The organism is Pseudomonas sp. SIMBA_068, assembly GCF_046534705.1.
GTDB lineage: Bacteria > Pseudomonadota > Gammaproteobacteria > Pseudomonadales > Pseudomonadaceae > Aquipseudomonas > Aquipseudomonas putida.
The window spans coordinates 112,116-138,299 of the sequence record NZ_JAWRYI010000012.1 but is presented as its reverse complement, the minus strand read 5'-3'; the positions used below and the strand labels follow the sequence as shown (position 1 = coordinate 138,299).

Below are 26,184 nucleotides of genomic sequence, written 5' to 3'. Positions count from 1 at the left end.
CTTCCTTAGGCAGGCTGTGGTGTCAGGCGCTCGAACAGCGCCTCCAGGGTATTGAAGCGTTCGTCGGGGCGTTCCATCGGGACCAGGAAGCGGAACTGGGTGGCGCCTTCGAACTTGTAGCGTTTGGGCTGGCCCTGGATCAGCTTGATCAGGGTCAGCGGGTCGACCGGGGTTTCGGCTTCGAACTCGAGCTTGCCGCCATTGGGGCCGGCATCGACTTTCTTGATGCCTAGCTTTTCTGCGTGCAGCTTGAGCGAGGTCAGGCGCATCAGGTTCTTGGTCGGCTCTGGCAGCAGGCCGAAGCGGTCGATCATTTCCACCTGCAGGTCCTTGAGGCCTTCTTCGTCGGCGGCCGAGGCAATGCGCTTGTACAGGATCAGCCGCGCATGCACGTCGGGCAGGTAGCTCTCGGGGATCAGCGCCGGCAGGCGCAGGTTGATCTCCGGGCCCCCGCCCAGCGGCTGCTCCAGATTTGGCTGGGTACCCTTGCGGATCGCCTTGACCGCGCGCTCGAGCATTTCCATGTACAGGGTGAAGCCCACCGCCTGGATCTGCCCGCTCTGGCCTTCGCCCAGCAGCTCGCCCGCACCGCGGATTTCCAGGTCGTTGGTGGCCAGCACGAAGCCGGCGCCCAGGTCTTGGGTGTTGGCGATGGCCTCCAGGCGTTTTTCGGCGTCGGCGCTGACTTTTTGCCGGGTAGGCGTCAGCAGGTAGGCGTAGGCCTGGTGGTGGCTGCGGCCGACCCGGCCACGCAGCTGGTGCAGCTGCGCCAGGCCAAATTTGTCGGCGCGCTCAATGACGATGGTGTTGGCGCTGGGCACGTCGATGCCGGTTTCGATGATGGTCGACGCCACCAGTACGTTGAAGCGCTTGTGGTAGAAATCGCTCATCACCTGTTCCAGCTCGCGCTCGCGCATTTGCCCGTGGCCGATGCCGATACGTGCCTCGGGCACCAGTTCGGCAAGGTCGGCGGCGCATTTTTCGATGGTTTTCACATCGTTGTGCAGGTAGTACACCTGGCCACCGCGCAGCAGCTCACGCAGCAGCGCCTCCTTCACGGTGCTGTTGTTGTGCTCCATGACGAAGGTGCGCACCGACAAGCGGCGCGCCGGCGGCGTGGCGATGATCGACAGGTCGCGCATGCCGGCCACTGCCATGTTCAGCGTGCGAGGGATCGGCGTGGCGGTCAGGGTGAGGATGTCGACCTCGCTGCGCAGGGCCTTCAGCTGCTCCTTCTGGCGCACGCCAAAGCGGTGCTCTTCGTCGATGATGGCCAGGCCCAGGTCCTTGAAGCGCACATCGTCCTGCAGCAGCTTGTGGGTGCCGATGAGGATGTCGATCTTGCCTTCGGCCAGGTCGGCGGCGGCGGCGGCCACCTCTTTGGCCGACTTGAAGCGGCTCATCACTTCCACGGTCACCGGCCAGTCGGCAAAACGGTCGCGGAAGCTGTTGTAGTGTTGCTGGGCGAGCAGGGTAGTGGGCACCAGCACCGCTACCTGGCGGCCACTGTGCACGGCGATGAACGCGGCGCGCATGGCCACTTCGGTCTTGCCGAAGCCGACGTCGCCGCACACCAGGCGGTCCATCGGCTTGGGCGCCAGCATGTCGGCCCGCACGGCCTCGATGGCGGTTTGCTGGTCCGGGGTTTCTTCGAACGGGAAGCCGGCGCTAAAGGTGGCGTAGTCGGCGGACGGGTCGGCAAATGCATAACCCTTGCGTGCGGCACGGCGGGCATAGATGTCGAGCAGTTCGGCAGCCACGTCGCGCACCTGTTCGGCGGCCTTGCGTTTGGCCTTCTGCCAGGCTTCCGAGCCCAGCCGGTGCAGCGGTGCCAGGGCATCGTCGCTGCCGGTGTAGCGGGCGATCAGGTGCAGGTTGGCCACCGGCACGTACAGCTTGGCGTTCTCGGCGTATTCCAGGGTGAGGAACTCGGCAGCCTGGCCGTCGATCTCCAGGGTGGCCAGGCCCAGGTAGCGGCCCACGCCATGGTCGATGTGCACCACCGGCGCACCTTCGCGCAGCTCGGTGAGGTTCTTGATGACCGCGTCGTTGGCGGTTTCGCCGCGCTTGTCGCGGCGGCGGCGCTGCATCACCCGCTGGCCGAACAGTGGGCTTTCGGCAATCAGGGCCAGCCCTGGATCGTCCAGCAGCAGGCCGTCGTCCAGCGGGGCGATGGTGATCGCCAGGCGCTCGGCACCGGTAATGAAGTCGTCCCAGCCTTCGACGGTATGCGGGCGCAGCTTCAGTCGTTCGAGCAGCTCCAGCAGCACTTCCCGGCGGCCCGCTGATTCGGCGGTGAACAGCACGCGGCCGGGGAACTGATCGAGGAAGTTGGCCAGTTCGGCCAGCGGCTGGTTGGCCTTGGCCTCGATAGCCAGGTTGGGCAGGGCGCGGGCCGGGAAGCGCTCACGGCCTGCGCCCGGCTCGATGTCTTCGCTGCTGACCACCACCCGCGGCCATTGCTTGAGCCGGGCGAAGCAGTCTTCCACCGGCATGAACAGCTCGGCGGGCGGCAGCAGCGGGCGGCTGAGGTCGCCGCGGCGGTCTTCATAACGCCCGCGCACGTCGTTCCAGAAGTGTTCAGCGGCCTGTTCCACACCGGGCAGCGAAAACACCTGGGTGTCGGCTGGCAGGTAGTCGAACAGGGTGGAGGTTTCTTCGAAGAACAGCGGCAGGTAGTACTCGATGCCGGCAGGGATGATACCGCTGGCCAGGTCCTGGAAGATTGCGCTGCGGCGGAAGTCGACGTCGAAGCGTTCACGGAAGCGTGCCTTGAAGCGGGTCACTTCCTCTTTCTGCATGGGAAATTCGCGTGCCGGCAGCAGGCGCACCGAATCCACCTTGTCGATCGAGCGCTGGGTCTCGGGGTCGAAGGTGCGCAGTGTCTCGATCTCGTCGTCGAACAGGTCGATGCGGTAGGGCAGCTTGCTGCCCATCGGGAACAGGTCGATTAGCGCGCCGCGCACGGCGAACTCGCCATGTTCATAGACGGTGTCGACGCAACGATAGCCACTGGCCTCCAGGCGCGTGCGCATCTGCTCCACGTCGATGGTCTGGCCCACGTCCAGCACCAGGCTGCTGCCCAGCAGGAAGCGCGTGGGCGCCAGGCGGTGCAGGGCGGTGGTGACCGGCACCACCAGGATGCCGTGGCTCAGCTCCGGCAGGCGGTACAGGCTGGCGATGCGCTGGGAAATGATGTCCTGGTGTGGCGAGAACAGGTCGTAGGGCAGGGTTTCCCAGTCGGGGAACGGCAGCACTGGCAGGTCGGGGGCGAAGAAGCGCAGCTCCTGCTCCAGACGGTCGGCGGCCTGGCTGTCGGCGGTCAGCAGCAGGGTGAAGCGGCCAGCGTTGCTGGCAGCCTCGGCGATGGCAAGGCTGAGGGCGGCACCGGGCAGGTTACCCCAGGTTTGTTTGCCGGCCGTGGCCGACATGTGCGGTAGGCGCAGAACTGACACGGGAGATTGCACTCCAAGCGTTGCGGCAAAGACACCGATTGTACCGGTGAGCGTGCCGGCTGTCAGGCTCGAAAGGGCGTGAACGCTGGCTTGCATCACTACGACAGGCGCTCATTGCCGGTTCCGCGTCGGGGCGTCATAATGTAGCCCCTTTTTTCTGTCCCTACATGTGGAAGGTTCCCGTGACTCAGAAGCCCGACCAGTGTCTTGGTGAGTGGATTGATCGTGAAGCTCTGGCTGAAGCGATGATCCCGCTTATCGGTCAGCTCTACCGCAACAATAACGTGGTGAGCTCGATTTATGGCCGTAGCCTGATCAACCGTTCGGTTATCTCGATCCTCAAGGCGCACCGCTTTGCGCGTCATCGTCAAACCGACGAAACCGAACTGTCCGTCCACGAGACATTCCCCCTGCTCAAGGCCATGAGCGAGCTGAAACTGGGCGCCGCTTCGGTCGACCTGGGCAAGCTGGCCAACAAGTTCAAGCAGGAAGGCAATGGCCGCACTGCCGAGCAGTTCGTCCGTGAAGAGCTGGCCGACGTGGTTGGCCAGCAGAACGCTTCGGCGCGCAAAGGCACCGACGTTGTCCTGTACGGCTTCGGCCGCATCGGCCGCCTGCTGGCGCGCATCCTGATCGAGAAGACCGGTGGCGGCGACGGCCTGCGCCTGCGTGCCATCGTCGTGCGCAAAGGCGCCGAGAACGACCTGGTCAAGCGTGCCAGCCTGCTGCGTCGTGACTCGGTGCACGGCCCGTTCGATGGCACCATCACCATCGACGAAGCCAACAACACCATCACCGCCAACGGCAACCTGATTCAGGTTATCTACGCCAAGAGCCCGAGCGAAGTCGACTACACCCAGTACGGCATCGACAACGCGCTGATCGTCGACAACACCGGCGTATGGCGTGATGCCGACGGCCTGGGCCAGCACCTGGCCTGCCCGGGCGCTGCCCGCGTGATCCTCACCGCACCTGGCAAGGGCGCGCTGAAGAACATCGTGCACGGCATCAACCACGGTGACATCGCTGCTGATGACAAGATCATCTCGGCGGCCTCCTGCACCACCAACGCCATCGTGCCGGTGCTGAAGGCGGTCAACGACAAATACGGCATCATCAACGGCCACGTCGAAACCGTTCACTCGTTCACCAACGACCAGAACCTGATCGACAACTTCCACAAGGGCAGCCGCCGTGGTCGTGCCGCGCCGCTGAACATGGTCATCACCGAAACCGGCGCCGCCACTGCTGCTGCCAAGGCGCTGCCAGTGCTGAAGGGCAAGCTGACCGGCAACGCCATTCGTGTGCCGACGCCAAACGTTTCGATGGCCATCCTGAACCTGAACCTGGAAAAGGCCACCAACCGCGACGAGATCAACGAGTACCTGCGCCAGACGGCCATGCACTCGGAGCTGCACAAGCAGATCGACTACGTCAGCTCGCAGGAAGTGGTTTCGACCGACTTCGTTGGCTCGCGCCACGCCGGTGTGGTTGATGCTGAAGCCACCATCGCCAACGACAACCGCGTTGTCCTGTACGTCTGGTACGACAACGAATTCGGTTACAGCTGCCAGGTGGTTCGCGTGATGGAAGACATGGCCGGTGTGAACCCGCCAGCGTTTCCGCGCTGATTTGCTTGTAAGGCAATGAAAAAACGGGAACCTTCGGGTTCCCGTTTTTTTTGCTTGCCGTGGGTTGTGTGGTGCCTGTGAGATCGAGCGTCGCCCGCGCGGCGCTCGATATGCGCCATACCACAAAGCCCAAGCCAAGCACCCAGGAACCGAACCTTGCGCATAGCCTTACTGTTCATCCTCCTGCTGCTCACCGCCTGCAACCAGGGCCCCACCCTGGAGCGCCTGGGCGGCCCGACCATGGGTAGCAGCTACAGCATCCAATACGTCCGCGAGCCCGGTGGCCCGGGGCCGGCCCAGGTACAGGCGGCGGTCGAAACCATCCTTGGCGACATCGACCGGCACTATTCCACCTACCGCAGCGACTCCACCGTCAGCCGTTTCAACCAGCTGCCCGCCAACCAGTGCCTGGCCCTGCCGCCCGACATGCTCGAGCTGGTTGCCCTCGGCCAGCACCTGGCCGAGCAAAGTGATGGCGCCTTTGACCTCACCGTCGAGCCCTTGCTCGACCTCTGGGGCTTCGGCCCTCAGGCCCGCCACGAGCAGGTGCCGGACCCGCAAGCACTGGCCCAGGTTCGTCAGCGTGTGGGCCATCGGCACTTGCATATCGAAGGCCAGACCCTGTGCAAGGACGCCCCGGTGCAGCTCGACTTCAACAGCATCGCCGCCGGCCATGCCGTGGACTTGATCGCCGCGCGCCTGCTTGCCATGGGTGTCGCCAGCTTTGTCGCCGAGGCCACTGGCGAGCTCAAGGCGGTTGGCCGCAAACCCGACGGCACCCCCTGGCGCATCGCCCTGGAATTGCCCCGCGAAGACCGTCAGATCGCCCGGCAGATCATCGCGGTCAATGGCCTTTCGGTCTCAACCTCGGGTGACTATCGGCACTATTTCGAGGAGAATGGCCGGCGCTATTCGCACACCTTCGATGCCCGCCTCGGGCGCCCTGTGCAGCACGACCTGGCCGCAGCCACCGTGCTGGATGTCTCGGCGTTGCAGGCCGACGGCTACTCGACACTGCTGCTGATACTTGGCCCTGAGCGTGGCTGGGATTATGCCGTGGCGCATGGCCTGGCCGCAGTATTGGTGACTCGGGCCGAGGGTGGCTTCGTCTCTCGAGCTACGCCCGCATTCGAACGGGCAGTGAAAGGCGATTGAAAGCGCAGGCAGGGATGATTGCCGCCAGGGAATGGGTGAACCATATGTAGTGCGGGCAAAATTGGCCTACGACGCGACCAAGGGTTAATGTGCGCGGCGTTCACGCTTGATTAGACTGCACCCGAATTTTCTCATGACGCCCCGGCGGCATGATCGCGCCCCGCGAGCGACCGTGGCTTGCGGGCAGTTCTGAAGGAGTACGCATGGCTGTCTACAACTACGACGTAGTGGTGCTGGGTTCTGGCCCGGCCGGTGAAGGCGCGGCAATGAACGCCGCCAAAGCAGGGCGCAAGGTAGCGATGGTCGATGACCGTCGCCAAGTCGGTGGCAACTGCACGCACCTGGGTACCATCCCGTCCAAGGCACTGCGTCACTCGGTGCGGCAGATCATGCAGTTCAACACCAACCCGATGTTCCGGGCCATCGGTGAGCCGCGCTGGTTCTCGTTCCCGGACGTGCTGAAAAGCGCCGAGAAGGTGATTTCCAAGCAAGTGGCATCGCGCACCGGCTACTACGCCCGCAACCGTGTCGATGTGTTCTTCGGCACCGGCAGCTTCGCCGACGAGCAAACCGTTGAAGTGGTGTGCCCGAACGGTGTGGTGGAAAAGCTCAACGCCAAGCACATCATCATTGCCACCGGCTCGCGCCCGTACCGCCCGGCCGACATCGACTTCCACCACCCGCGCGTCTACGACAGCGACACCATCCTCAGCCTCAGCCACACCCCGCGCAAGCTGATCGTGTACGGCGCCGGCGTGATTGGTTGCGAATACGCCTCGATCTTCAGCGGCCTGGGCGTGCTGGTAGAGCTGGTGGACAACCGTGGCCAGCTGTTGAGCTTCCTGGATTCGGAAATTTCCCAGGCACTGAGCTACCACTTCAGCAACAACAACATCACTGTGCGCCACAACGAAGAGTATGAGCGCGTCGAAGGCCTGGACAACGGGGTGATCCTGCACCTGAAATCGGGCAAGAAGATCAAGGCCGACGCCTTGCTGTGGTGCAACGGCCGTACCGGCAACACCGACAAGCTGGGCCTGGAAAACATCGGCATCAAGGTCAACAGCCGTGGCCAGATCGAGGTCGACCAGGCTTACCGCACCACCGTGCCGAACATCTACGGTGCCGGTGACGTGATCGGCTGGCCGAGCCTGGCCAGTGCCGCCCATGACCAGGGGCGTTCTGCGGCTGGCAGCATCGTCGACAATGGCAGCTGGCGCTTCGTCAATGACGTACCGACTGGTATCTACACCATTCCGGAAATTAGCTCGATCGGCAAGAACGAGCAGGAGCTGACCCAGGCCAAGGTGCCGTACGAAGTGGGCAAGGCCTTCTTCAAGAGCATGGCGCGTGCGCAGATCGCCGGCGAGCCGCAGGGCATGCTGAAGATCCTGTTCCACCGTGAAACCCTGGAAATCCTCGGCGTACACTGCTTCGGCTACCAGGCTTCGGAAATCGTCCACATTGGCCAGGCGATCATGAATCAGCCGGGTGAGCTGAACAACCTGAAGTACTTCGTCAACACCACGTTCAACTACCCGACCATGGCCGAAGCTTACCGGGTAGCTGCCTACGACGGCCTGAACCGGCTTTTTTGAGCGGCTCCGACCGGTGGCCTGAGCCGGTCGGAGAGACCGATTTCAACCCTACCCGAGGGTGGTCTTGGCCAAACCGGGAAAGTCTGTAATCAGGCTGTCCACGCCAAAGTCAGCGAGCCGGCGCATAAGCGCCGGTTCGTTGACCGTCCACACCGACACGTGCAAACCCTGGCCCTGTGCTTTCAGCAGGCGCTCGGGGGTGCACAGTGTCCAGTTCAATGCCAGCAGCTCGCAACCGTAGTTCTGTGCCACCTTCAGCGGGTCGAGCCAGGCGTACTCGGCGACCAGCCCGCGTTTCACGTCCGGCACCAGCTCCACGGCCGCGCCCAGCACTTCGCGTGAGCTGGAGGTGATGGTGACCTTGTCCAGCAGGCCGTATTGCTGGGCCAGTTCGCGAATCGCCAGCACGGTAGTTGCGGCGCGGGTGCGCGAAGCGCTTTTCACTTCCAGCTGCCAGTGCTCGAACGGGCATTTCTCGAACAGCTCTTCCAGTTTCGGGATAGGGCAGGGCTGCACGTGGCCCGGGCCGCCGTTGCGCGCATCGATCTTCACCAGGTCGGCGGCAGGGTGATCGACCACCTTGCCGCGTCGGCCGGTGGTGCGCTTGAGGGTTGGGTCGTGGATCACCATCAGCTCGTTGTCGGCCGACAGGTGCAGGTCCAGTTCGCAGCGGGTGACGCCGTGGGACAGGCACTGGCGAAAGCTGTGCAGGGTGTTCTCGGGCGCTTCGCCCTTGGCGCCGCGATGGCCGTAGATCAGGGTCACGTTCGTTCCTTCAAATCAGAGAAAAACAGGGTCATGAGGCGGGATCGTTCTGTTCCAGCTGCTGGCGCCGTTGTTGTTGCTGGCGCTGCAGGATGTAGCGAGCCAGCAGTTGGCGCTGGGCGTCGGTCATGTCGATGAATTCGGTGCCGACCTCGAAGCCGCCCTCGGGGCAAGGGTCGCAATGGGTGACCTTGCCGCGCAGCAGCAAGCCATGGGCGCGCGGCATCAGCACCATCTTCACTTTTACCCGGGTGCCCGGGGCAATGTGCGTCGCCTGCGCGAATTCGATACCGCCTTCGGAAAGGACTACCGGCAGAGGCTGGCCTACTTCGCCGAGCAGGGTCTGGGCAACGACTGCGCTGAGCAGGTCGAGGCGTTTGTTCTGTGCCCGCAGGAAGGCCGCGAGGGTGCGGTCCTTGTCGCTTAGCTGACGCAGCAGGTGCTGCGACTCGAAGTCGGACAGGTGCAGCTCGCTGAGCAGGTTGAACAGCGGAGAATCATCTTGCAATACATCTGGCTCAAGGGCTTCGGTCGCGCTGAGGGGGCTGATTTGAAGTGCGATCCGATCTTCGATGCGGTAGTATTCGCGGCGATCTTCTTCGTCTAATGTCGTCATGGCGAACCCAAGGTAGCGGCGGTGGTCCGAGTGTAAAGCCGCCGTAGGCGCCTCGCCACAAGGACGTTCCCTTTCATCCGAACAAGCCCCGACATGTTCAGACCTCTTTTCGCATTCATAGGCACGCGTTATACCCGTGCCAAACGCCGTAATCACTTCGTCTCGTTCATTTCCCTGACCTCGATGATCGGCCTCGCCCTGGGCGTGGTGGTGATGATCGTGGTGCTGTCGGTGATGAACGGTTTCGACCACGAAATGCGCACCCGCGTGCTGGGCATGATCCCCCATGCCACGCTGGAGAGCGGCCAGCCCATTGCTGACTGGCCTGCCCTTGCCCAACAAGTAAAGCAGAATCCGCAGGTGGTGGCGGTTGCGCCGTTCACCCAGATGCAGGGCCTGCTGACCCATGATGGCAAGGTGCAGAAGGTGCTGCTCAACGGCATCGATCCGGCCCGCGAGCGTGAGGTGTCGATCATCGACAACTTCGTCCTGCAAGGCCGCCTCGACCAGCTGGCGCCGGGTGAGTGGGGCATCATGGTCGGCGACAAGGCTGCGGCCAAGCTGGGTGTGGCCATCGGCGACAAACTCACCTTCGTCGCCCCCGAGGTCAGCGTGACGCCGGCGGGCATGTTCCCGCGCATGAAGCGCTTCACCGTGGTTGGCACCTTCCACGTGGGCGCAGGCGAGATCGACGGTTACCTGGGGTTGACCAACATCAGCGACCTTTCCCGCCTGCACCGCTGGAAGCCCGACCAGGTGCAGGGCCTGCGCCTGAAGTTCGACGACCTGTTCCAGGCGCCGCGCGTGGCCTGGAGCATCGCACAGCAGCTGGGCGACCAGGAGTTCTACAGCCGTGACTGGACCCGCACCCACGGCAACCTGTACCAGGCCATCCGCATGGAAAAGGCCATGATCGGCCTGCTGTTGCTGCTGATCGTGGCGGTGGCGGCGTTCAACATCATTTCCACCCTGGTGATGGTGGTCAACGACAAGCGCGGCGACATTGCCATCTTGCGCACGCTGGGCGCCACCCCCGGGCAGATCATGCTCATCTTCATGGTCCAGGGCACGGTGATCGGGGTGATCGGTACCCTGATCGGCGCCGTGGTCGGGATCGTTGCCGCGCTGAACGTGAGCGCGGCCATCGCAGGCATCGAGAAGCTGATCGGGCACAAGTTCCTCAATGCCGACGTGTACTTCATCGATTACCTGCCGTCGCAGATCCAGTCCCAGGACGTGTACATGGTCTGCGGTGCGGCGCTGGTCCTGAGTTTCTTCGCCACCCTGTACCCGGCCTGGCGTGCGGCCCGCACCCAGCCTGCAGAGGCGCTACGTTATGAGTGAGTCGCGCATGAGTGATAAAGCCGTTCTGAGTTGCCGCAACCTGGGCAAGTCCTACGACGAGGGCCCGGAATCGGTAAAGGTGCTGTCCGGGCTCAACCTTGAGCTGCATGCCGGTGAGCGGGTAGCCATTGTCGGTAGCTCCGGCTCGGGCAAGAGTACCTTGCTCAACCTGCTGGGCGGCCTTGATCGGCCGACCCAGGGCAGCGTCTGGCTGGCTGGCGAAGAGCTGTCGGCGCTGGGCGAACGTGCCCGTGGCCTGCTGCGCAACCGTGAGTTGGGCTTTGTCTATCAGTTTCACCACCTGTTGCCGGAATTCACCGCCATCGAGAACGTGTGCATGCCGCTGCTGATCGGCCGCACGCCCATCCCCGAGGCCCGGGAGCGTGCCGAGGCACTGCTCAAGCGCGTGGGCCTGGGCCACCGCCTGACCCACAAGCCGGCCGAGCTGTCCGGCGGTGAGCGCCAGCGTGTGGCGATTGCCCGGGCACTGGTCAACCGCCCCGGCCTGGTGATGCTCGACGAACCTACCGGCAACCTCGACCACCATACCGCTCAGGGCATCCAGGAACTGATGCAGGAGCTGTCCAGCTCGTCGCGCACGGCGTTCCTGGTGGTGACCCACGACCTCAACCTGGCGCGGCAGATGGACCGCGTATTGAAGCTCGACGACGGCCACCTGGTGGCGATCTGATCGACTGCTCGGGGTGGCAGGTGCCGCCCCGTTTTCCTGTTTTCATTGGGTGATTTCGTACATGTTCAGACCCTTGCCCATCTTCATCGGCGCGCGCTACACCCGAGCCAAGCGCCGCAACCACTTCATCTCGTTCATCTCGATGACCTCGATGATCGGCCTGTCGCTGGGCGTGCTGGCGATGATCGTGGTGCTGTCGGTGATGAACGGCTTCCAGCGCGAAATGAGCTCGCGCATTCTCGGCCTGGTACCGCATGCCGCCATCCTCGGCGTGCAGCCGCTGGACGACTGGCACAAGGTGGCCGACACAGCCTTGCAGAACCCGGCGGTGATGGCGGCTGCGCCGATTACCGAAATGGAGGGCATGCTGTCGTACAAGGGTGCGATGCAGCCGATCCAGGTGGGCGGTATCGATCCGGCCGAAGAGGGCAAGGTCTCGATCGTTGGCCAGCACATTGTCCAGGGCCGCCTGCAGGACCTGCAGCCGGGTGAGTTCGGTGTGGTCATCGGTGAATTGACCGCGCGGCGCTTCCGCCTGAACACCGGCGACAAACTGACCCTGATCGTGCCGGAAATCAGCAAGGAACCGGGTGGTATCACCCCGCGCATGCAGCGCCTGACGGTGGTTGGTATCTTCAAGGTCGGAGCCGAGCTGGATGGTTCGCAGGCCTATATCCACGTGGCCGATGCCGGCGAGATGCAACGCTGGGCACCGGGCCAGGTGCAGGGCGTGCGCCTGAAGCTGCATGACCTGTATGCGGCGCCGCAGGTGTCCAAGGCGATTGCAGCCGGGCTGGGTGATGCCTACCGCGCCGATGACTGGTCGCACACCCAGGGCAGCCTGTTCAGCGCCATGAAGATGGAAAAAACCATGATCGGGCTGCTGCTGCTGATGATCATCGCCGTGGCGGCCTTCAATATAATTGCCACCTTGGTGATGGTGGTGAACGACAAGGGGCCGGATATTGCCATTCTGCGTACCTTGGGTGCTACACCCGCGCAGATCATGGGCACGTTCATGGTCCAGGGCAGCCTGATTGGTGTGGTCGGGACGTTGATCGGCGGCGTGCTGGGCGTGATTGCGGCGTTCAATGTCAGCCAGATCGTGGGTTGGCTGGAGCGGGTGAGCGGGCAGCACATCTTTACGTCGGACGTGTACTTCGTCAGCAGCTTGCCGTCGCAATTGCAGTGGGGCGATGTGGTGATGATCTGCACGGCTGGGTTGGTGATGAGCTTCCTGGCGACCATTTACCCGGCTTATCGGGCGTCGCAGGTGCAGCCGGCGATCGGCCTGGCGGTTTGATGTAGGTTCCAGGGCCTCATCGCCGGCAAGCCAGCTCCCACAGGTACCGCGCAGGCTCCGGGCTTGATGCAGTCCTGTGGGAGCTGGCTTGCCGGCGATGGGCTGCGAAGCAGCCCCAATTTCACCGGTCCTGAGGGAACTCGATCACAAACCGTGTCCACCCATTTTCACATTCCGCCCGAATGCCTCCGCCATGGGCCTGCACGATCGACCGGGTAATCGCCAAGCCCAACCCAGCATGCTCGCTACTGCCTTCGCGCCGTGCCGGGTCCACACGGTAAAAGCGGTCGAACAACCGCGGCAAAGCAGCTGCCTCGATGGCCGGCCCGGTATTGGCCACGCTGATTCTCGGCCCAGGCGCCAGCGTTACCCTTATCTGCCCGCCCGCCGGGGTAAAACGCATGGCGTTATCCAGCAGGTTGGACAGCGCCCGGCGCAGCATATGCCGGTCACCGTGCAACATGGCCTGCCCCTCGCGCAGCATCTGCACATTGTTGTCTTCGGCCAGCGGCGCGTAGTACTCCAGCAGCGCATCCACCTCGTCATGCAACGCCAAAGGCGCTTGCCCCGGTACCAGCAGGCCGTGGTCGGCCTTGGCCAGGAACAACATGTCGTTGATCATCTGCGCCATCCACTGCAGTTCTTCCAGGTTGCCATGCAGCGCTTCGCGGTACTCCTCAAGGCTGCGCGGGCGGGTGAGGGTAACCTGGGTATGAGTTAGCAGATTGGACAGCGGCGTGCGCAGCTCATGGGCAATGTCGGCAGAAAATGCCGACAGGCGCTGGAAGGCATCGTCCAGGCGCTGCAGCATGGCGTTCATGCTGGTGGCCAGTTCGGCCAGCTCTTCGGGCATTTGCGCCACCGGCAGGCGTGTGGTGAGCGAGCGTGCCGACACGCTGGCGGCCACCTGGCCCATCTGCCGTAACGGGCGCAGGCCGCTGCGTACCGCCCAGGCGCCGAGCAGCGCGGTGGCAAGCGCTGAAAGGCCGACAGTCAGCCAGATCAGGCGTTGCATGCCCTGCAGGAAATGCTGGTGGTGGGTGATGTCGAGGTACAGGGCCAGTTGTGGCGACTGCACGGCGCCCTGCGCCAGGTGCACAGCCAGGCTGCGGTAGTCGGTGCCTTGTGCATGCAGGGTGGCCAGCCCGGCGGGCAGAGGTGCCTGCGGTAGCCCGTTGCGGCTTTCGAACCAGGTGGTGCCGTCGCTGCCGCTGATGCGCAGCGCCAGGTCGGCCTGGTGGCTCAGCTCATCGCGCAGGGCGGGCAGGCGTGCCTGCAGCTCGGTTGGGGTGGCGATGCCTGCCAGTTGCGTACGGAACAGTGACAGGCGCGAGTCCAGCAGTTGCTGGTCGAGTTCGACGAAGTGCTGCTCGCTGGCCCGGCTGAACAACACGCCGGCGCCCAGCGAAACGGCGGCGGTGCAGGCGGCGAACAACAGGGCCAGACGGCTGCCGAGGGAAACCCTGCGCATCATTCCGTGCGCTCTTCGAGCACATAGCCCATGCCACGTACGGTGTGGATCAGCTTGTTGGGGTGCGGGTCGTCGATTTTCAGGCGCAGGCGGCGGATCGCCACTTCGATCACGTTGGTGTCGCTGTCGAAATTCATGTCCCACACCTGCGATGCGATCAGCGATTTTGGCAATACCTCGCCCTGGCGGCGCAGCAGCAGTTCGAGCAGGGCGAACTCCTTGGCGGTCAGGTCGATGCGCTGGCCGGCGCGCTCGGCGCGGCGGCGGATCAGGTCCAGGCGCAGGTCGGCCAGGTTCAGGGTGGTGTCCTGGCTGGGGCTGGTACCACGGCGCAGCAGGCTGCGCACCCGGGCCAGCAGTTCGGAAAAGGCGAACGGCTTGACCAGATAGTCGTCGGCGCCCAGCTCCAGGCCATGTACGCGGTCCTCGACGGCATCGCGGGCGGTGAGGAACAGTACTGGCGTATCCAGGCCGGCCTGGCGCACGGCCTGGAGGATCTGCCAGCCGTCACGGCCAGGCAACATTACGTCGAGGATCAGCAGGTCGTGGTCGCCGGTCAGGGCCAGGAACTGGCCGGTTTCGCCATCGGTGGCCAGCTCGGTGGCGAAGCCGGCCTCGCTCAAGCCCTGGCTGAGGTACTGGCCGGTGCGGGCCTGGTCTTCGACGATCAGCAGTTTCATGCACTGTCCATAATCTGAAAGTTTGTACCTGCCGTGTGGAAGCGGGTGGTGTAGTGGCTGAAATGATACGTGACGAAGCGTGGGCACGCCCAAGCTGACAAAGTTGTAATCTCCCTGTCAGGTAGCTGCCAGTCGCCCGTGACTAAGGTGGCCTCATCCTGTTGTACATTTCCGGAGTCATCATGAAACGCCTGTTCATCGCCGCCCTTGCCCTGGCCAGCCTGCCGACCTTTGCCGGCGAGGCGCAAACTTTCGCCTTTGGCGAGCCGGCCCCGGCGAACAAAGCCACCCGCACGGTCAACGTGGTGCTCAAGGACATCGCCTTCGAGCCCAAAGACCTGCAGGTAAAGGCCGGCGAGACAGTGCGCTTCGTGCTGGTCAACGAGGGTAAGCTGCCGCATGAATTCAACCTGGGTGACAAGGCCATGCACGCCGAGCACCAGAAGGAAATGGTCGCCATGCAAGGCAAGATGTTCACCGAGGCCATGAACCACGAAGGCATGGACCACGGCCAGATGATGGATCACGGTGGCGGCCATGACCACGGTGGCGGCAACACGGTGCTGGTCATGCCAGGCCAGCGCGCCGAGCTGACCTGGGCCTTCCGCAAGTCGGCGCCCATCGAGTTCGCCTGCAACGTGCCGGGGCATTATCAGGCTGGCATGGTCGGGGTGTTGACCATCGAGTGAGTTGCGCTCCAAGGCAGGGTGCAAAAACGGTAGACTAGGGGCAATTTCGAACCTCTAGGTCAGTTTCCATGCATCCTGCTGCCGAACACTCGCCGCTGGGCAAGTCCAGCGAATACATCGCCACCTACTCCCCGGAGCAGCTGTTCCCGATCCCGCGTACTGCCAAGTGGGCCGAGCTGGGCGTCACCGCGCAGACCTTGCCCTGGCATGGCGTGGATTACTGGAACTGCTTCGAACTGAGCTGGCTGCTGCCGTCGGGCAAACCGGTGGTGGCGATCGGCGAGTTCGCCATCCCGGCCGACTCGCCGAACATCATCGAGTCCAAGTCGTTCAAGCTATACCTCAACTCGCTGAACCAGACGGTGTTCGCCTCGCTGGGCGAATTGCAGGCCTGCCTGGAGAAAGACCTGTCTGCCGCGGCCGGCAAGCCGGTGGGGGTGAAGGTACGTACCTTGGCTGAGGTCGAGGCCCAAGGCGTGGAGGCCTTGCCGGGGCTGTGCATCGATGCGCTGGACGTTGCCATCAGCAACTACGAGCAGCCGCAGCCAGAGCTGCTGCGCTGCAACCCGGAGCACGTGGTGGAAGAAACCTTGCACAGCCACCTGCTGAAGTCCAACTGCCCGGTAACCGGCCAGCCGGACTGGGGCAGCGTGGTGGTCGAGTACAAGGGCAGGGCGCTGGACCACGCCAGCCTGCTGACTTACCTGATCAGCTTCCGACAGCACGCCGACTTCCATGAGCAATGCGTCGAGCGCATTTACCTGGATTTGAAGAACCTGCTGCAGCCTGAGCACCTGACGGTGTATGCGAGGTATGTGCGCCGGGGTGGGCTGGATATCAACCCGTACCGTAGCACCGGGGCGATCAGCCCGGGTAACAAGCGGCTGGTTCGGCAGTAAGGCTCAAGTACGTTGGGGCGCTCTGCGTCCCTTTTCGCGACACAAGGCCGCCCCCACAGGTTCAGTGCATGATCAGGGTTTTGCGCTGAACCTGTGGGAGCAGCCTTGTGCTGCGAATGGGCTGCCGAGCAGCCCCGGCTATATCAGATCCCCATGCTGTGCAGCGAGTTGACGATACTGCGCAGGGTGGCGGTGAGGTCGGGGTGGTCGGCCTCGAAGCGTTCGATTGCCAGGTTCACGCCATCCACCACGTTGTTGTCTGGCGTGGCTTCTTCCAGTTTCAGTTGCGCTTCGATCTGGCGCGCTTCTTCGTGCAGTGCGGCCAGTTCGTCGTCCGAAAGCGGTACGTTGCGGTCCAGTTGCTCGCGCAAGCTGTTCAGGCGCTCTTGCAATTCGCGGGCAGGCATTGGTAGTTCTCCATCAAGGGCTTGGCAAACCATGGACCTCAGCGAAGCGGCAAAGGTTCTGGCCTGTCTTCAGCGTAATCCACCTGCCGCCGCTTTGCATGATCCGCGTCAAAGTTGCTGTATCAGGGTTTTTCACCTTTGCGCCGGCGCTGGGCGATGTCCTGCAGGCAGGTGTCCAGCGCCTCCAGGTGGTCGATTACCGAGTGCACGCCCAGGCCGAACAGTTCCAGCGTTGCCTTGCCACGGGCCACGTCCTGTTGCTGTGAGGTCATGGCTTGCCATTGCCGCGAGCTGCGGTCGCAGAACGGGCTGCAGGCGGCCAGGCCCACCGTCCACAAGCCGGCGTTAAGGCCCGACTGCAGCAGGCGAGGGTCACCGCTGACCAGTACACAGCCGTCCAGGCGTTCGCTTTCCAGGCTCATCAACGCCTGCCAGCAGGCGTTGGGCGCCGGCCAGCGCGCGCCATTGACCGAATGCCCCGGCAGCCAGCCAGGCAGTACGTGGGCCAGGCGCTTGCTTTGGGTGGCGCCGAGATCATCCAGCCAGATGCACGGCACCTGGTGCTGGCGCAGCTTGGCGAGGGTAGCCAGGGCGCCGGGGGCGGGCGAGGGGGCGCCACCAGTGGCGGCCTGTACCAGGCAGCCGCGCAAACCGAACAGCACGGCAGTGAAGGTGGGTGCAGCGTCCATGGCAACTTCCCCCAAATAGTCCGCAGGCTATGCGGTGATTGTTACCGCCCTGTGACATCGGCCTTTTTGCAACAGTTGTTCACAAAATATTGAGCAAAGATGTGTAAAGCTGTTTATCAGCCCGCAAGCCTCTATACTGCCGCCTTACCAGCAGCGCGACCCGTTGCGCTTGCGGCCGAGAAATTCGATGGAGAGACATCTATGCGTAGGATCGGTGCCAGTGTGATCGAACGAGTCACCCAGGCCTGTGTCTGCGCCAGCATGCTGCTGGCGCCCGTGGCAGCCACCCAGGCAGCCACCGAGGAAGATCCCTGGGAAGCGGTCAACCGGCCGATCTTCCGCTTCAACGATACCCTCGACACCTATGCCCTCAAGCCGTTGGCCAAGGGCTACCAGGCGGTCACTCCGCAGTTCCTTGAAGATGGCATCCACAACATCTTCCGCAACCTGGGTGACGTGACCAACCTCGCCAACAACGTGCTGCAGCTCAAGCCTCATGCGGCGGGCGTGGATACTGCGCGGCTGATCGTCAACACCACCTTTGGCCTGGGCGGTTTCTTCGACGTGGGCACCACGATGGGCCTGCAGCGCAATGACGAAGACTTTGGCCAGACCCTGGGCTACTGGGGGGTGCCGAGCGGCCCGTACGTGGTCATCCCGTTGCTGGGGCCAAGCACGGTGCGTGACGGCGTTGCCAAGTACCCGGACAGCTACACCAAGCCTTACCGCTACATCGACCATGTGCCGACGCGCAATTCGATCTTTGCCCTGGACGTGATCGACACGCGTGCCGACCTGCTCTCTGCCGAGAAGCTGATACAGGGTGACAAGTACATCTTCATTCGTAACGCCTACCTGCAGAACCGCGAGTTCAAGGTCAAGGATGGCGAAGTCGAAGACGATTTCTGATCTGTGAACAGGGGCCGCAATAGGCCCCTTTTCAATGCATGGCCAGCACGCGCAGCCCGAACTTCTGCTGCCCACCCGGCTGGTCGGCAATCCATACCACTTCGGTGCTGGCATGCAGCCCTTTCAGCGCCGGGTGGTCGGACTCGATCCGCACCTCGATATGATCCCCCACCTGGAAGCGTTGCGGCGCCTGCACTTGCATGCCGCTGCTGGACAGGTCCAGGCACACGGCTGCGATCACCTGGCCCTCATGCAGCAGGCTGACCGCGGTATCGATGCGCATGCGGATGAAATCGCGTTTTTCGCTGTGGCTGGAGGGTGTGTGGGGCATGCTGCATCCTTCCCATCGGGGTGCGCTGGTCGACTTTCTTATAACTCCCAGTGATTTGCCCTGTAAAGAGCGGCGAGGTCGACCCTCGCATGCTTGAAACGCCTGCCGGATGGGAGTACCGTCTGCGCCTTACAAGGTACCTCTGAACAGTTGCCGGGCAGGTGTTCTTGTCCTACAACTCAAGTAGAGTGTGACCACAAAGAATTCCCGTAGCTGGCCGTCTGCTTTGCCGACACCGCTGCACCCACCCAAATCGGCGCCGTTCGCCCACATGCAGAAAACCAGTGCAACGCTGCTGATTATCGATGACGACGACGTGGTCCGTGCGAGCCTCGCCGCCTATCTTGAAGACAGTGGCTTCAGCGTCCTCCAGGCCGGTAATGGCCAGCAGGGGCTTCAGGTCTTCGAAGAACACCAGCCCGACCTCGTGATCTGCGATCTGCGCATGCCGCAGATGGGCGGCCTCGAACTGATCCGTCAGGTCAGCGAGCGTGCGCCGCAGTTGCCGGTGATCGTGGTGTCTGGTGCCGGTGTCATGAGTGATGCGGTGGAAGCCTTGCGCCTGGGCGCCGCCGACTACCTGATCAAGCCGCTGGAAGATCTGGCCGTCCTTGAGCATTCGGTGCGCCGCGCCCTCGACCGCTCGCGCCTGGTGCTGGAAAACCAACGCTACCGCGACAAGCTCGAAACGGCCAACCGCGAACTGGAAGCCAGCCTGCACCTGCTGCAGGAGGACCAGACCGCCGGTCGCCAGGTGCAGATGAACATGCTGCCGGAAAGCCCCTGGGTAGCTGGCGAGTTCGCCTTCGAGCACCAGATCATCCCGTCGTTGTACCTGTCGGGTGATTTTGTCGATTACTTCCGCGTCGACGAGCGGCGCATTGCCTTCTACCTCGCCGATGTCTCCGGGCATGGCGCGTCGTCGGCCTTTGTCACCGTGTTGTTGAAATTCATGACCACGCGGCTCATGTTTGAGCTAAAGCGCAGCAGGATGCGCGAGTTCAAGCCGTCCGAAGTGCTCAGCCACATCAACCGCGGCCTGATCAATAGCAAGCTGGGCAAGCACGTGACCATGGTCGGCGGGGTAATCGACGAAGAGGCCGGTCTGTTGACCTACGCCGTGGGTGGCCACTTGCCGCTGCCCGTGCTGCATACCCCCGGGCATACCCGCTACCTGGAAGGCCGTGGCCTGCCGGTGGGGCTGTTCGACGAGGCTACCTACCAGGACTTGGTGGTGGAGCTGCCACCTCAGTTCAGCCTCAGCCTGATGTCCGATGGCATTCTGGACCTTTTGCCGGGTGACACGCTCAAAGATAAAGAGGCTGCCTTGCCGGAGATCGTCAAGGCAGCAGGTGGCAGCCTGGATGGGCTGCGTCAACGATTCGGATTAGCTACGCTTGGGGATATGCCGGATGATATCGCCCTATTGGTGTTGAGCAGGAACCTTCAATGAGTACCGGTAGAATCCAGTTCGCCGAGCAGAGTGGTACCTTCGTATTGAAGTTCGTCGGTGAAGTGCGCCTGACCCTGTGTTCGGCGCTGGATGCGACGATCGAGAAGATATTCACGGCGTTGAACTTCTCGGCGATTGTCATCGACCTGACCGAAACCGAGAGTATCGACAGCACCACTTTGGGCCTGCTGGCCAAGCTGTCGATCCTGTCGCGGCAGAAGGTAGGCTTGTTGCCGACCGTGGTCACCACCAACCCGGATATTTCCCGGTTGTTGCAGTCGATGGGTTTCGATCAGGTGTTCAACATCGTCGATCGCCCAATTCCGTGCCCCGAGTGCCTGACCGACCTGCCGTCGCAGGACCAGAACGAAGAGGTGGTGCGCTCCAAGGTACTGGAGGCGCACAAGATCCTCATGGGCCTGAACGACTCCAACCGCGAAGCCTTCCATGACCTGGTCAATGCGCTGGAGCGGACCTGATCGTTAACCTGTGCCGGCCCTTTCGCGGGTAAACCCGCTCCCACAGGGATCTGCACAGGTCTGAAAGGCCCACGAGTCCTGTGGGAGCGGGTTTACCCGCGAAGAGGCCAGCACAGACTGAAGACCAGACTCAGCCAGTAAACTCGGTAGCCTCACCCCCACCCGCATCGAGCTGATACACCCGTATCGGCCGCCCCTGCTCATCAAAGAACACCTGCCCCAGCCCCGCACCGTTCCACAAACGCTCCCCGGCCTTGCTGTGGCTGGGCGTACGCGGCACCACTTCCATCTCCCGGCGCTTGGTAAACCAGTTCAGCGGGGAGCGCGGTGCATACAGCCAGCGGTTGAGCCGGTCGAGTACGTCCAGCAGGCGCCGGGGGAACTCGTTCTTGATCCCGCTGCTGGTCACCTGCCACAAATGCGGGCTGCGCTGGCGGTGGCGGATCAGCACTTCATAGACGAACGAGTAGTGCACATCCCCGGACAACACCACGTAGTGCCCCGGCGTGCGCGAGTGGCGGAAGATGTTGAGGATGACCTGCGCCGCACCCCGGTGGGCCATCCAGTTTTCGGCATCCACCAAAAGCGGGTAGCCCAGCCAGCTGAACACCTTTTGCACCGTCTCGATCAGCTTCACGCCAAAAATTGGCGCAGGCGAGACAATCACCGCTGACGGGTGGTCGAGCAGCGCCTGCTGCAACTCGCTCAGTGCTTCCCAGTCGAGCAGGCCGGAAGGCTTGGCCAGGTTGCTTTCGCTGCGCCAGCGGCGGGTACGGGTGTCCAGTACCAGCAAGGGAGGGTTTGTCGGCAAGCTGAATTGCCAGCCCTGAAAGCGCAGCAGTTCGCCGATCAATTCATCGCGGGCCTGGCTGCACAAGGCCTGGCATTGCCTGACCAGTGGCTTGCAGCTGTCCGGATCGTTGCCCCAGGCCTGACACAGCAGGTAGCCAAGCAGGGCGTTGCCAATGATCCGCCGCGAGAAGGGGTGGCCGTAGGCGGTTTCTTCCCACTGTGCCGAGAGGTTCCAGTCGTCGGTGATGTCGTGGTCGTCGAAGATCATCAGGCAGGGCAGGTGGGCCATCACCCGCGCCACCTGGCCAAGGTTCCCGGCAAACCCCTGGATAAGCGGCAGCTCCTGTCGATAACGGGCCTGGCGCTGGTCGGTCAGCCCGCTGGGCATCGCCATGTCCACCAGCTGCCAAGGCACGGGTGACCACACCAGCAGGTACATGGCCATGACCTCGGCGAAGGTCACCAGATGGTTGTCGGCATTGCTGGACGAAAAGATCGGCTTGCGCTTGCCGCCAAAAAACCGCTCGCGCAAGGTGTCGTTGGTTTCTTGCGCCGGCAGCAGGTCGGCGCGGTGGTAGTAGCTGGCCGGGTGCTGGTACAGCGCCTGGCTGTCCGCAACCACGGCGCCATCCAGCTGCTCGTCGAACAGGCCCAGGCGCTCAATCAGGCTATGGATAGCACGCAGCATCGGGCCGGCGACATCGTCGGCGTACACCTGGTCGCCGGTCATCAGCAGCACGGCCGGGCGATCTTCAGGCTGCTCGCAGGCCTGCAGCAGGCGGTCAGCGCACAGCAAGCCATCGGCAGCGGGGTGGTGCGGCTTGCGGCAAGAACCGTGCAGCAAGTGGTCGAGACGGTCGCGAAGCACCAGGCTCGGGCGCTGGGTGCCGGGGTAGAGCAGGTGCGGCGCCCAGCCCGCGATGCCCTGGCCGTTGATGAGCAGGTCGTAGTCGAGCTGCTGGTTGCAGGGCAGGGGGTTGGCGAAGTGGATTTCCAGCAGGTGAATGAAAGCGTGCTGGCCGATCGGGACGACCTGGCAATCCACCTTGGCCTCGCTTGCCGGGAAGATGAATTCGGGTTGCAGCGGTTGGGTAGCGACCAGCCAGATGGCCAGGCGCTGGGGTTCCAGGCGGCGCAGTACCGGGCCGGTGAGTACAAGGGGCAAGGATGGGGTCATCAACAGCTCTGAAGGCTAGTCGACCCCTTCGCCGGCAAGCCCGCTCCCACAGGTACGGCACTGCACTCAAGGGCTGCACTTTACCTGTGGGAGCGGGCTTGCCCGCGAAAGGGCCCTTGGATTCAAGAAAATGCTAAAGCCTGGCGCGGAAACGATAGCAAACAAAAACGGGCGGAAAATGCTGAACACTTCCCGCCCGTCAGGCAAATTCGATATGTGTCAGGCTTTTTCAGCCATCAACTTCTCCAGTTTCTCCTGGTCCCGCGCAAACTGGCGAATACCCTCGGCCAGCTTCTCGGTGCCCATGGCATCTTCGTTCATTGCCCAGCGGAACTGGCTTTCATTCAGCTGCTGCTTGGGCTCGCCGGCATTGCCCGGCTTGAGCACGCGCGGCAGTTCACCCTGGTCATCGCTTAACTGCTGCAACAGTTCAGGGCTGATGGTCAGGCGGTCACAGCCGGCCAGTTGTTCGATCTGGCCGATATTGCGGAAGCTGGCGCCCATGACCACCGTGTTGTAGCCATTGGCCTTGTAGTAGTCATAGATGCGCGTCACCGACTGCACGCCAGGGTCGTCGGCGCCCACGTAATCCGTGCCGGTGCTCTTCTTGTACCAGTCGTAGATACGGCCCACAAATGGCGAAATCAGGAACACCCCGGCATCGGCACAGGCCTGGGCCTGGGCGAAGGAGAACAGCAGGGTGAGGTTGGTCTGGATGCCTTCCTTCTCCAGCTGCTCGGCAGCACGGATGCCTTCCCAGGTGGAGGCCAGCTTGATCAGCACGCGGTCTTTGGAGACCCCGGCTGCCTCATACAGCCCGATCAGCTGGCGGGCCTTGTTCAGCAGCGCCGGCTCATCGAACGACAGGCGAGCATCCACCTCGGTGGAGATACGCCCCGGAATGACCTTGAGAATGCCTGAACCCACGGCCACCGCGAACTTGTCGCAGGCCAGGTCGACATCGCCCTTGGCATCGGCCTTCACCTGCTTGAGCAGGTCGGCGTAGCCCGGGATGGCGGCGGCCTTAAGCAGCAGGGACGGGTTGGTGGTGGCATCCACCGGCTTGAGGCGGGTGATGGCGTCCAGGTCCCCGGTGTCGGCGACCACGGTGGTGAACTGCTTCAGTTGTTCCAGCTTGGAAGTCATGGGCGTGCTCTGTCCTGTGCATTTACTCGACATTACCCGAGCCCCGACAGCCGCTCAAGGGCCTGTAGAAGCGGGCTTGCCCACGAAGGGCCGTACGTAAGGTGAAGATTCGAGTGCCCGGCTGCGTTGAGGTTCCACATACTGCAATTCTCAAGCTCGCACGATCGTCTGCAAGAGCCGCCGGGTCGCGTGCACGGGTAGTATCACCGGCCTTGCAGCAACTCGACCGCCTGGTCAAACACGGCCAACGGCTGCGCCGCCTTGTGAATGTCCGCCGACAGCAACTGACGGAAGCGCCGCGCCCCTTTGAACCCTTGGGCCAGCCCAAGAATATGCCGGGTAACGTGGTGCATCGCGCCACCGCTTTCCATATGCGCCACGATATATGGCCGCAACTGCGCCAACGCCTCGCTACGGCTGACCACCGGCCCATCGCTGCCAAACAGCTGCTGGTCCACCTCGGCCAGCAGGGAAGGGTTGTGATACGCCTCACGCCCCAGCATCACACCATCGAAGGTTTCAAGGTGTGCCTGGCATTCTGCCAGGGTCTTGATCCCGCCATTGAGCACGATCTCCAGGTCCGGGAAGTCCGCCTTCAGCTGCGCCGCGACGTCATAGCGCAGGGGCGGAACCTCGCGGTTTTCCTTCGGCGACAGCCCCTCCAGAATCGCGATACGCGCATGCACGGTAAAACTCCGGCACCCAGCCTCACGTACCTGTCCGACGAAATCGCACAGTTCGGCGTAGCTGTCGCGGCCATTGATGCCGATACGGTGCTTGACCGTCACCGGTGTCGACACCGCATCCCGCATGGCCTTCACGCAATCGGCCACCAGCGCCGGGTGAGCCATCAGGCAAGCGCCGATCATGTTGTTCTGCACCCGGTCGCTCGGGCAGCCGACATTGAGGTTGACCTCGTCATAGCCCGCGTCCTCGGCCAGGCGTGCGCAGGCTGCCAGGTCGGCGGGTACGCTACCGCCCAGTTGCAGGGCCAGCGGGTGCTCGGAGGCATCGTGGCGCAGGAAACGGTGGGCGTCGTTGTGCAGCAGGGCACCGGTGGTGACCATTTCGGTGTAGAGCAAGGTTTGCCTGGAGAGGAGGCGCAGGAAGAAGCGGCAGTGGCGGTCTGTCCAGTCCATCATGGGTGCAACGCTGAAGCGGCGTGACGGCTCAGGGCGCGTGTTTGCTGGTTTGTAGCCTGATTTTGCGGTCATTTCGTTCAACGTGTTTTGTACCAATTTTCGGGGTTTTGGGGCGTTTTTACCAAGCGCTTGGTACAATGTACCAACCGACAGACGACGTGTACCAATCTCAGATGGCAACGATCAGAACGCGTAAAAAGGCCGATGGCAGCAGCAGCTACCTCGTCCAGATCCGCATTAATCGCGACAAGGTGACAGTCTACCAAGAGAGCCAAACGTTCGCCCGCAAACAGGCTGCAGTGGCCTGGGCGAAGCGACGGGAAACCGAGCTGTCTGAGCCTGGTGCGATCGAGCGCGCCAATCGCCAGGGGCACACGGTCAAGGAGATGATCGAGCGCTATCTGGTTGAGGCAGAGAAAGCCCGGCCTCTCGGTGAGACCAAGCGCCTAACCCTCAATGCCATCAAGAAGAGCTATTTGGGGGAGAAGATCGATTCGGACATCAGCCAGCAGGTACTGGTGGATTATGCGCTTTGGCGCATGGGGTCAGAGGGCGGCTCAGTAAAGCCTCAGACTGCAGGCAATGATTTGGCTCACCTGGGTTCGGTACTGTCCTTGGCTAGGGCGGCTTGGGGGTACGAGATCAATCCGTTGGCAATGCCCGACGCTCGTCTGGTCCTGAAGAAGTTCGGTTACAACATGAGGAGTCGCGAGCGAGATCGCAGACCCACATTGGATGAGCTTGACAAGGTGATGGAGCATTTCTTCGAGATGCTGCAGCGCAGGCCGTCTGTCATTCACATGCCCAAGGTGGTGGCGTTCGCGATCTTTTCGACAAGAAGAATGGACGAAATCACGCGCATTCTCTGGGAAGATCTGGATGAGCACCGGAAAGCAGTGAAAGTGCGGGATATGAAAAACCCCGGGCAGAAGTTGGGTAATGATGTTTGGTGTCATTTACCAGATGAGGCGTGGCAGATTGTGCTGAGCATGCCGCGTGAGTGCCCTGAGATATTCCCGTACAACACTGACTCGGTCGGCACTGCTTGGGCTAAAGCGTGCAAGATGAAAGGTATCAAGGATCTCCACTTTCACGACCTGCGGCATGAGGGTGTGAGCCGATTGTTTGAGATGGATTGGGATATACCAAGGGTAGCTAGCGTTTCCGGTCATCGCGATTGGAACTCGATGCGGCGTTATACGCATTTGCGTGGTAGAGGAGACGGGTACAAGAGCTGGAAGTGGTTGGATCAAATTATTCAAGCGCCGGTGAAGCTCGGCGCCCGGGCTGAGTGGTCGGCTGGTAATGCACAAAATTGATTGCAGCTTTGTATTCGCCTTGACCAGTCGTACGCTCTCCATA

Annotated in this window: 23 protein-coding genes; 12 read left to right on the top strand and 11 right to left on the bottom strand. The window is 62.7% G+C overall.

All coding sequences use genetic code 11. The features are described from left to right. Positions 1-5 precede the first annotated feature (5 nt). Positions 6-3,455 carry a transcription-repair coupling factor gene (mfd, locus tag SB756_RS24340; RefSeq protein WP_341798051.1) on the bottom strand — a complete coding sequence of 1,150 codons (3,450 nt, stop codon included), beginning with the start codon at positions 3,453-3,455 and terminating at the stop codon, positions 6-8. A 167-nt stretch (positions 3,456-3,622) separates the two neighbouring features. Here mfd and SB756_RS24335 point away from each other — a divergent pair, with 167 nt between their 5' ends. The 3 genes from SB756_RS24335 (at position 3,623) to sthA (ending at position 7,839) form a co-directional block, all read left to right on the top strand. Then, entirely contained in the window at positions 3,623-5,086 is a 1,464-nt protein-coding gene (locus SB756_RS24335) for a glyceraldehyde-3-phosphate dehydrogenase (RefSeq protein ID WP_041167813.1), read from the top strand. Positions 5,087-5,242: 156 nt separating this feature from the next. Continuing rightward, the gene (locus tag SB756_RS24330) at positions 5,243-6,241 is read left to right on the top strand and encodes an FAD:protein FMN transferase (RefSeq protein WP_410912236.1); all 999 of its coding nucleotides are present in this window, start codon (positions 5,243-5,245) and stop codon (positions 6,239-6,241) included. A gap of 203 nt (positions 6,242-6,444) precedes the next feature. Then, positions 6,445-7,839, top strand: coding sequence for a Si-specific NAD(P)(+) transhydrogenase (gene sthA, locus SB756_RS24325; RefSeq protein ID WP_258911806.1), 1,395 nt, complete (start codon positions 6,445-6,447; stop codon positions 7,837-7,839). A 48-nt stretch (positions 7,840-7,887) separates the two neighbouring features. On the opposite strand, the gene SB756_RS24320 is transcribed toward sthA, so the two are convergent. Together SB756_RS24320 and SB756_RS24315 are read right to left on the bottom strand one after the other, a co-directional pair. After that, positions 7,888-8,604, bottom strand: a complete 717-nt coding sequence (locus tag SB756_RS24320) for a glycerophosphodiester phosphodiesterase (RefSeq protein ID WP_016500730.1) — start codon at positions 8,602-8,604, stop codon at positions 7,888-7,890. A 31-nt stretch (positions 8,605-8,635) separates the two neighbouring features. Further along, positions 8,636-9,112: a PilZ domain-containing protein gene (locus tag SB756_RS24315; RefSeq protein WP_016500729.1), complete on the bottom strand. Its 477-nt coding sequence runs from the start codon at positions 9,110-9,112 to the stop codon at positions 8,636-8,638. Between the two features lie 201 nt (positions 9,113-9,313). Between SB756_RS24315 and SB756_RS24310 the strand changes: the two genes are divergently transcribed. The 3 genes from SB756_RS24310 to SB756_RS24300 all read left to right on the top strand — a co-directional run bounded on the left by SB756_RS24310 (position 9,314) and on the right by SB756_RS24300 (position 12,558). Further along, positions 9,314-10,564 carry a lipoprotein-releasing ABC transporter permease subunit gene (locus SB756_RS24310; protein ID WP_410912233.1) on the top strand — a complete coding sequence of 417 codons (1,251 nt, stop codon included), beginning with the start codon at positions 9,314-9,316 and terminating at the stop codon, positions 10,562-10,564. A gap of 7 nt (positions 10,565-10,571) precedes the next feature. Continuing rightward, positions 10,572-11,255 (top strand): lipoprotein-releasing ABC transporter ATP-binding protein LolD, encoded by a 684-nt coding sequence (gene lolD, locus SB756_RS24305; RefSeq protein WP_177313761.1) that lies wholly within the window; start codon positions 10,572-10,574, stop codon positions 11,253-11,255. A 61-nt stretch (positions 11,256-11,316) separates the two neighbouring features. Next, positions 11,317-12,558 (top strand): lipoprotein-releasing ABC transporter permease subunit, encoded by a 1,242-nt coding sequence (locus SB756_RS24300; RefSeq protein ID WP_410912231.1) that lies wholly within the window; start codon positions 11,317-11,319, stop codon positions 12,556-12,558. A 121-nt stretch (positions 12,559-12,679) separates the two neighbouring features. On the opposite strand, the gene SB756_RS24295 is transcribed toward SB756_RS24300, so the two are convergent. Both SB756_RS24295 and cinR read right to left on the bottom strand, forming a co-directional pair. Beyond that, complete coding sequence (locus SB756_RS24295) at positions 12,680-14,032, bottom strand: heavy metal sensor histidine kinase (protein ID WP_410912229.1); 1,353 nt, start codon at positions 14,030-14,032, stop codon at positions 12,680-12,682. After that, positions 14,029-14,709, bottom strand: coding sequence for a two-component system response regulator CinR (gene cinR, locus SB756_RS24290; protein ID WP_016485658.1), 681 nt, complete (start codon positions 14,707-14,709; stop codon positions 14,029-14,031). Before cinR ends, SB756_RS24295 begins: the two co-directional genes overlap by 4 nt. Before the next feature lie 182 nt (positions 14,710-14,891). Between cinR and SB756_RS24285 the strand changes: the two genes are divergently transcribed. Together SB756_RS24285 and queF are read left to right on the top strand one after the other, a co-directional pair. Continuing rightward, positions 14,892-15,398 carry a plastocyanin/azurin family copper-binding protein gene (locus tag SB756_RS24285; protein WP_410912227.1) on the top strand — a complete coding sequence of 169 codons (507 nt, stop codon included), beginning with the start codon at positions 14,892-14,894 and terminating at the stop codon, positions 15,396-15,398. A gap of 68 nt (positions 15,399-15,466) precedes the next feature. After that, the gene (gene queF / locus SB756_RS24280; RefSeq protein ID WP_341798055.1) at positions 15,467-16,297 is read left to right on the top strand and encodes an NADPH-dependent 7-cyano-7-deazaguanine reductase QueF; all 831 of its coding nucleotides are present in this window, start codon (positions 15,467-15,469) and stop codon (positions 16,295-16,297) included. Positions 16,298-16,440: 143 nt separating this feature from the next. Here queF and SB756_RS24275 read toward each other — a convergent pair whose 3' ends face one another. After that, on the bottom strand, positions 16,441-16,704 hold the full coding sequence (locus SB756_RS24275; RefSeq protein ID WP_174369904.1) for a DUF4404 family protein: 264 nt from the start codon (positions 16,702-16,704) through the stop codon (positions 16,441-16,443). Positions 16,705-16,826: 122 nt separating this feature from the next. Continuing rightward, positions 16,827-17,393 carry a phosphonoacetaldehyde phosphonohydrolase-related protein gene (locus SB756_RS24270; protein ID WP_410912224.1) on the bottom strand — a complete coding sequence of 189 codons (567 nt, stop codon included), beginning with the start codon at positions 17,391-17,393 and terminating at the stop codon, positions 16,827-16,829. Positions 17,394-17,594: 201 nt separating this feature from the next. Here SB756_RS24270 and SB756_RS24265 point away from each other — a divergent pair, with 201 nt between their 5' ends. Further along, positions 17,595-18,302 carry a VacJ family lipoprotein gene (locus SB756_RS24265; protein WP_019471258.1) on the top strand — a complete coding sequence of 236 codons (708 nt, stop codon included), beginning with the start codon at positions 17,595-17,597 and terminating at the stop codon, positions 18,300-18,302. Between the two features lie 31 nt (positions 18,303-18,333). On the opposite strand, the gene SB756_RS24260 is transcribed toward SB756_RS24265, so the two are convergent. Further along, positions 18,334-18,633, bottom strand: a complete 300-nt coding sequence (locus SB756_RS24260) for a PilZ domain-containing protein (protein ID WP_016500717.1) — start codon at positions 18,631-18,633, stop codon at positions 18,334-18,336. Positions 18,634-18,904: 271 nt separating this feature from the next. Here SB756_RS24260 and rssB point away from each other — a divergent pair, with 271 nt between their 5' ends. Continuing rightward, positions 18,905-20,086: a two-component system response regulator RssB gene (rssB, locus tag SB756_RS24255; RefSeq protein WP_016500716.1), complete on the top strand. Its 1,182-nt coding sequence runs from the start codon at positions 18,905-18,907 to the stop codon at positions 20,084-20,086. Beyond that, complete coding sequence (gene rssC, locus SB756_RS24250; RefSeq protein WP_016500715.1) at positions 20,083-20,565, top strand: anti-sigma factor antagonist RssC; 483 nt, start codon at positions 20,083-20,085, stop codon at positions 20,563-20,565. The genes rssB and rssC overlap by 4 nt, the downstream gene beginning before the upstream one ends. A 130-nt stretch (positions 20,566-20,695) precedes the next feature. Here rssC and SB756_RS24245 read toward each other — a convergent pair whose 3' ends face one another. The 3 genes from SB756_RS24245 to dusA form a co-directional block, all read right to left on the bottom strand. Next, positions 20,696-22,534, bottom strand: a complete 1,839-nt coding sequence (locus SB756_RS24245) for an alkaline phosphatase D family protein (protein ID WP_410912221.1) — start codon at positions 22,532-22,534, stop codon at positions 20,696-20,698. A gap of 219 nt (positions 22,535-22,753) precedes the next feature. Continuing rightward, complete coding sequence (gene tal / locus SB756_RS24240) at positions 22,754-23,680, bottom strand: transaldolase (protein WP_410912219.1); 927 nt, start codon at positions 23,678-23,680, stop codon at positions 22,754-22,756. A 203-nt stretch (positions 23,681-23,883) separates the two neighbouring features. Then, on the bottom strand, positions 23,884-24,894 hold the full coding sequence (dusA, locus tag SB756_RS24235) for a tRNA dihydrouridine(20/20a) synthase DusA (RefSeq protein WP_410912217.1): 1,011 nt from the start codon (positions 24,892-24,894) through the stop codon (positions 23,884-23,886). A 101-nt stretch (positions 24,895-24,995) separates the two neighbouring features. On the opposite strand from dusA, the gene SB756_RS24230 reads away from it, so the two are divergent. Then, on the top strand, positions 24,996-26,141 hold the full coding sequence (locus SB756_RS24230) for a tyrosine-type recombinase/integrase (RefSeq protein ID WP_410912215.1): 1,146 nt from the start codon (positions 24,996-24,998) through the stop codon (positions 26,139-26,141). Positions 26,142-26,184: the final 43 nt, after the last annotated feature.

What these genes read in the sequence shown, in the direction of transcription:
- SB756_RS24335 (WP_041167813.1), top strand. Translation starts at nt 3,623, where the DNA reads ATGTGGAAGGTTCCCGTGACTCAGAAGCCCGACCAGTGTCTTGGTGAG.
- sthA (WP_258911806.1), top strand. Translation starts at nt 6,445, where the DNA reads ATGGCTGTCTACAACTACGACGTAGTGGTGCTGGGTTCTGGCCCGGCC.
- SB756_RS24310 (WP_410912233.1), top strand. Translation starts at nt 9,314, where the DNA reads ATGTTCAGACCTCTTTTCGCATTCATAGGCACGCGTTATACCCGTGCC.
- lolD (WP_177313761.1), top strand. Translation starts at nt 10,572, where the DNA reads ATGAGTGATAAAGCCGTTCTGAGTTGCCGCAACCTGGGCAAGTCCTAC.
- SB756_RS24300 (WP_410912231.1), top strand. Translation starts at nt 11,317, where the DNA reads ATGTTCAGACCCTTGCCCATCTTCATCGGCGCGCGCTACACCCGAGCC.
- SB756_RS24295 (WP_410912229.1), bottom strand. Translation starts at nt 14,032, where the DNA reads ATGATGCGCAGGGTTTCCCTCGGCAGCCGTCTGGCCCTGTTGTTCGCC.
- cinR (WP_016485658.1), bottom strand. Translation starts at nt 14,709, where the DNA reads ATGAAACTGCTGATCGTCGAAGACCAGGCCCGCACCGGCCAGTACCTC.
- SB756_RS24285 (WP_410912227.1), top strand. Translation starts at nt 14,892, where the DNA reads ATGAAACGCCTGTTCATCGCCGCCCTTGCCCTGGCCAGCCTGCCGACC.
- queF (WP_341798055.1), top strand. Translation starts at nt 15,467, where the DNA reads ATGCATCCTGCTGCCGAACACTCGCCGCTGGGCAAGTCCAGCGAATAC.
- SB756_RS24275 (WP_174369904.1), bottom strand. Translation starts at nt 16,704, where the DNA reads ATGCCTGCCCGCGAATTGCAAGAGCGCCTGAACAGCTTGCGCGAGCAA.
- SB756_RS24270 (WP_410912224.1), bottom strand. Translation starts at nt 17,393, where the DNA reads ATGGACGCTGCACCCACCTTCACTGCCGTGCTGTTCGGTTTGCGCGGC.
- SB756_RS24265 (WP_019471258.1), top strand. Translation starts at nt 17,595, where the DNA reads ATGCGTAGGATCGGTGCCAGTGTGATCGAACGAGTCACCCAGGCCTGT.
- SB756_RS24260 (WP_016500717.1), bottom strand. Translation starts at nt 18,633, where the DNA reads ATGCCCCACACACCCTCCAGCCACAGCGAAAAACGCGATTTCATCCGC.
- rssB (WP_016500716.1), top strand. Translation starts at nt 18,905, where the DNA reads ATGCAGAAAACCAGTGCAACGCTGCTGATTATCGATGACGACGACGTG.
- rssC (WP_016500715.1), top strand. Translation starts at nt 20,083, where the DNA reads ATGAGTACCGGTAGAATCCAGTTCGCCGAGCAGAGTGGTACCTTCGTA.
- SB756_RS24245 (WP_410912221.1), bottom strand. Translation starts at nt 22,534, where the DNA reads ATGACCCCATCCTTGCCCCTTGTACTCACCGGCCCGGTACTGCGCCGC.
- tal (WP_410912219.1), bottom strand. Translation starts at nt 23,680, where the DNA reads ATGACTTCCAAGCTGGAACAACTGAAGCAGTTCACCACCGTGGTCGCC.
- dusA (WP_410912217.1), bottom strand. Translation starts at nt 24,894, where the DNA reads ATGACCGCAAAATCAGGCTACAAACCAGCAAACACGCGCCCTGAGCCG.
- SB756_RS24230 (WP_410912215.1), top strand. Translation starts at nt 24,996, where the DNA reads ATGGCAACGATCAGAACGCGTAAAAAGGCCGATGGCAGCAGCAGCTAC.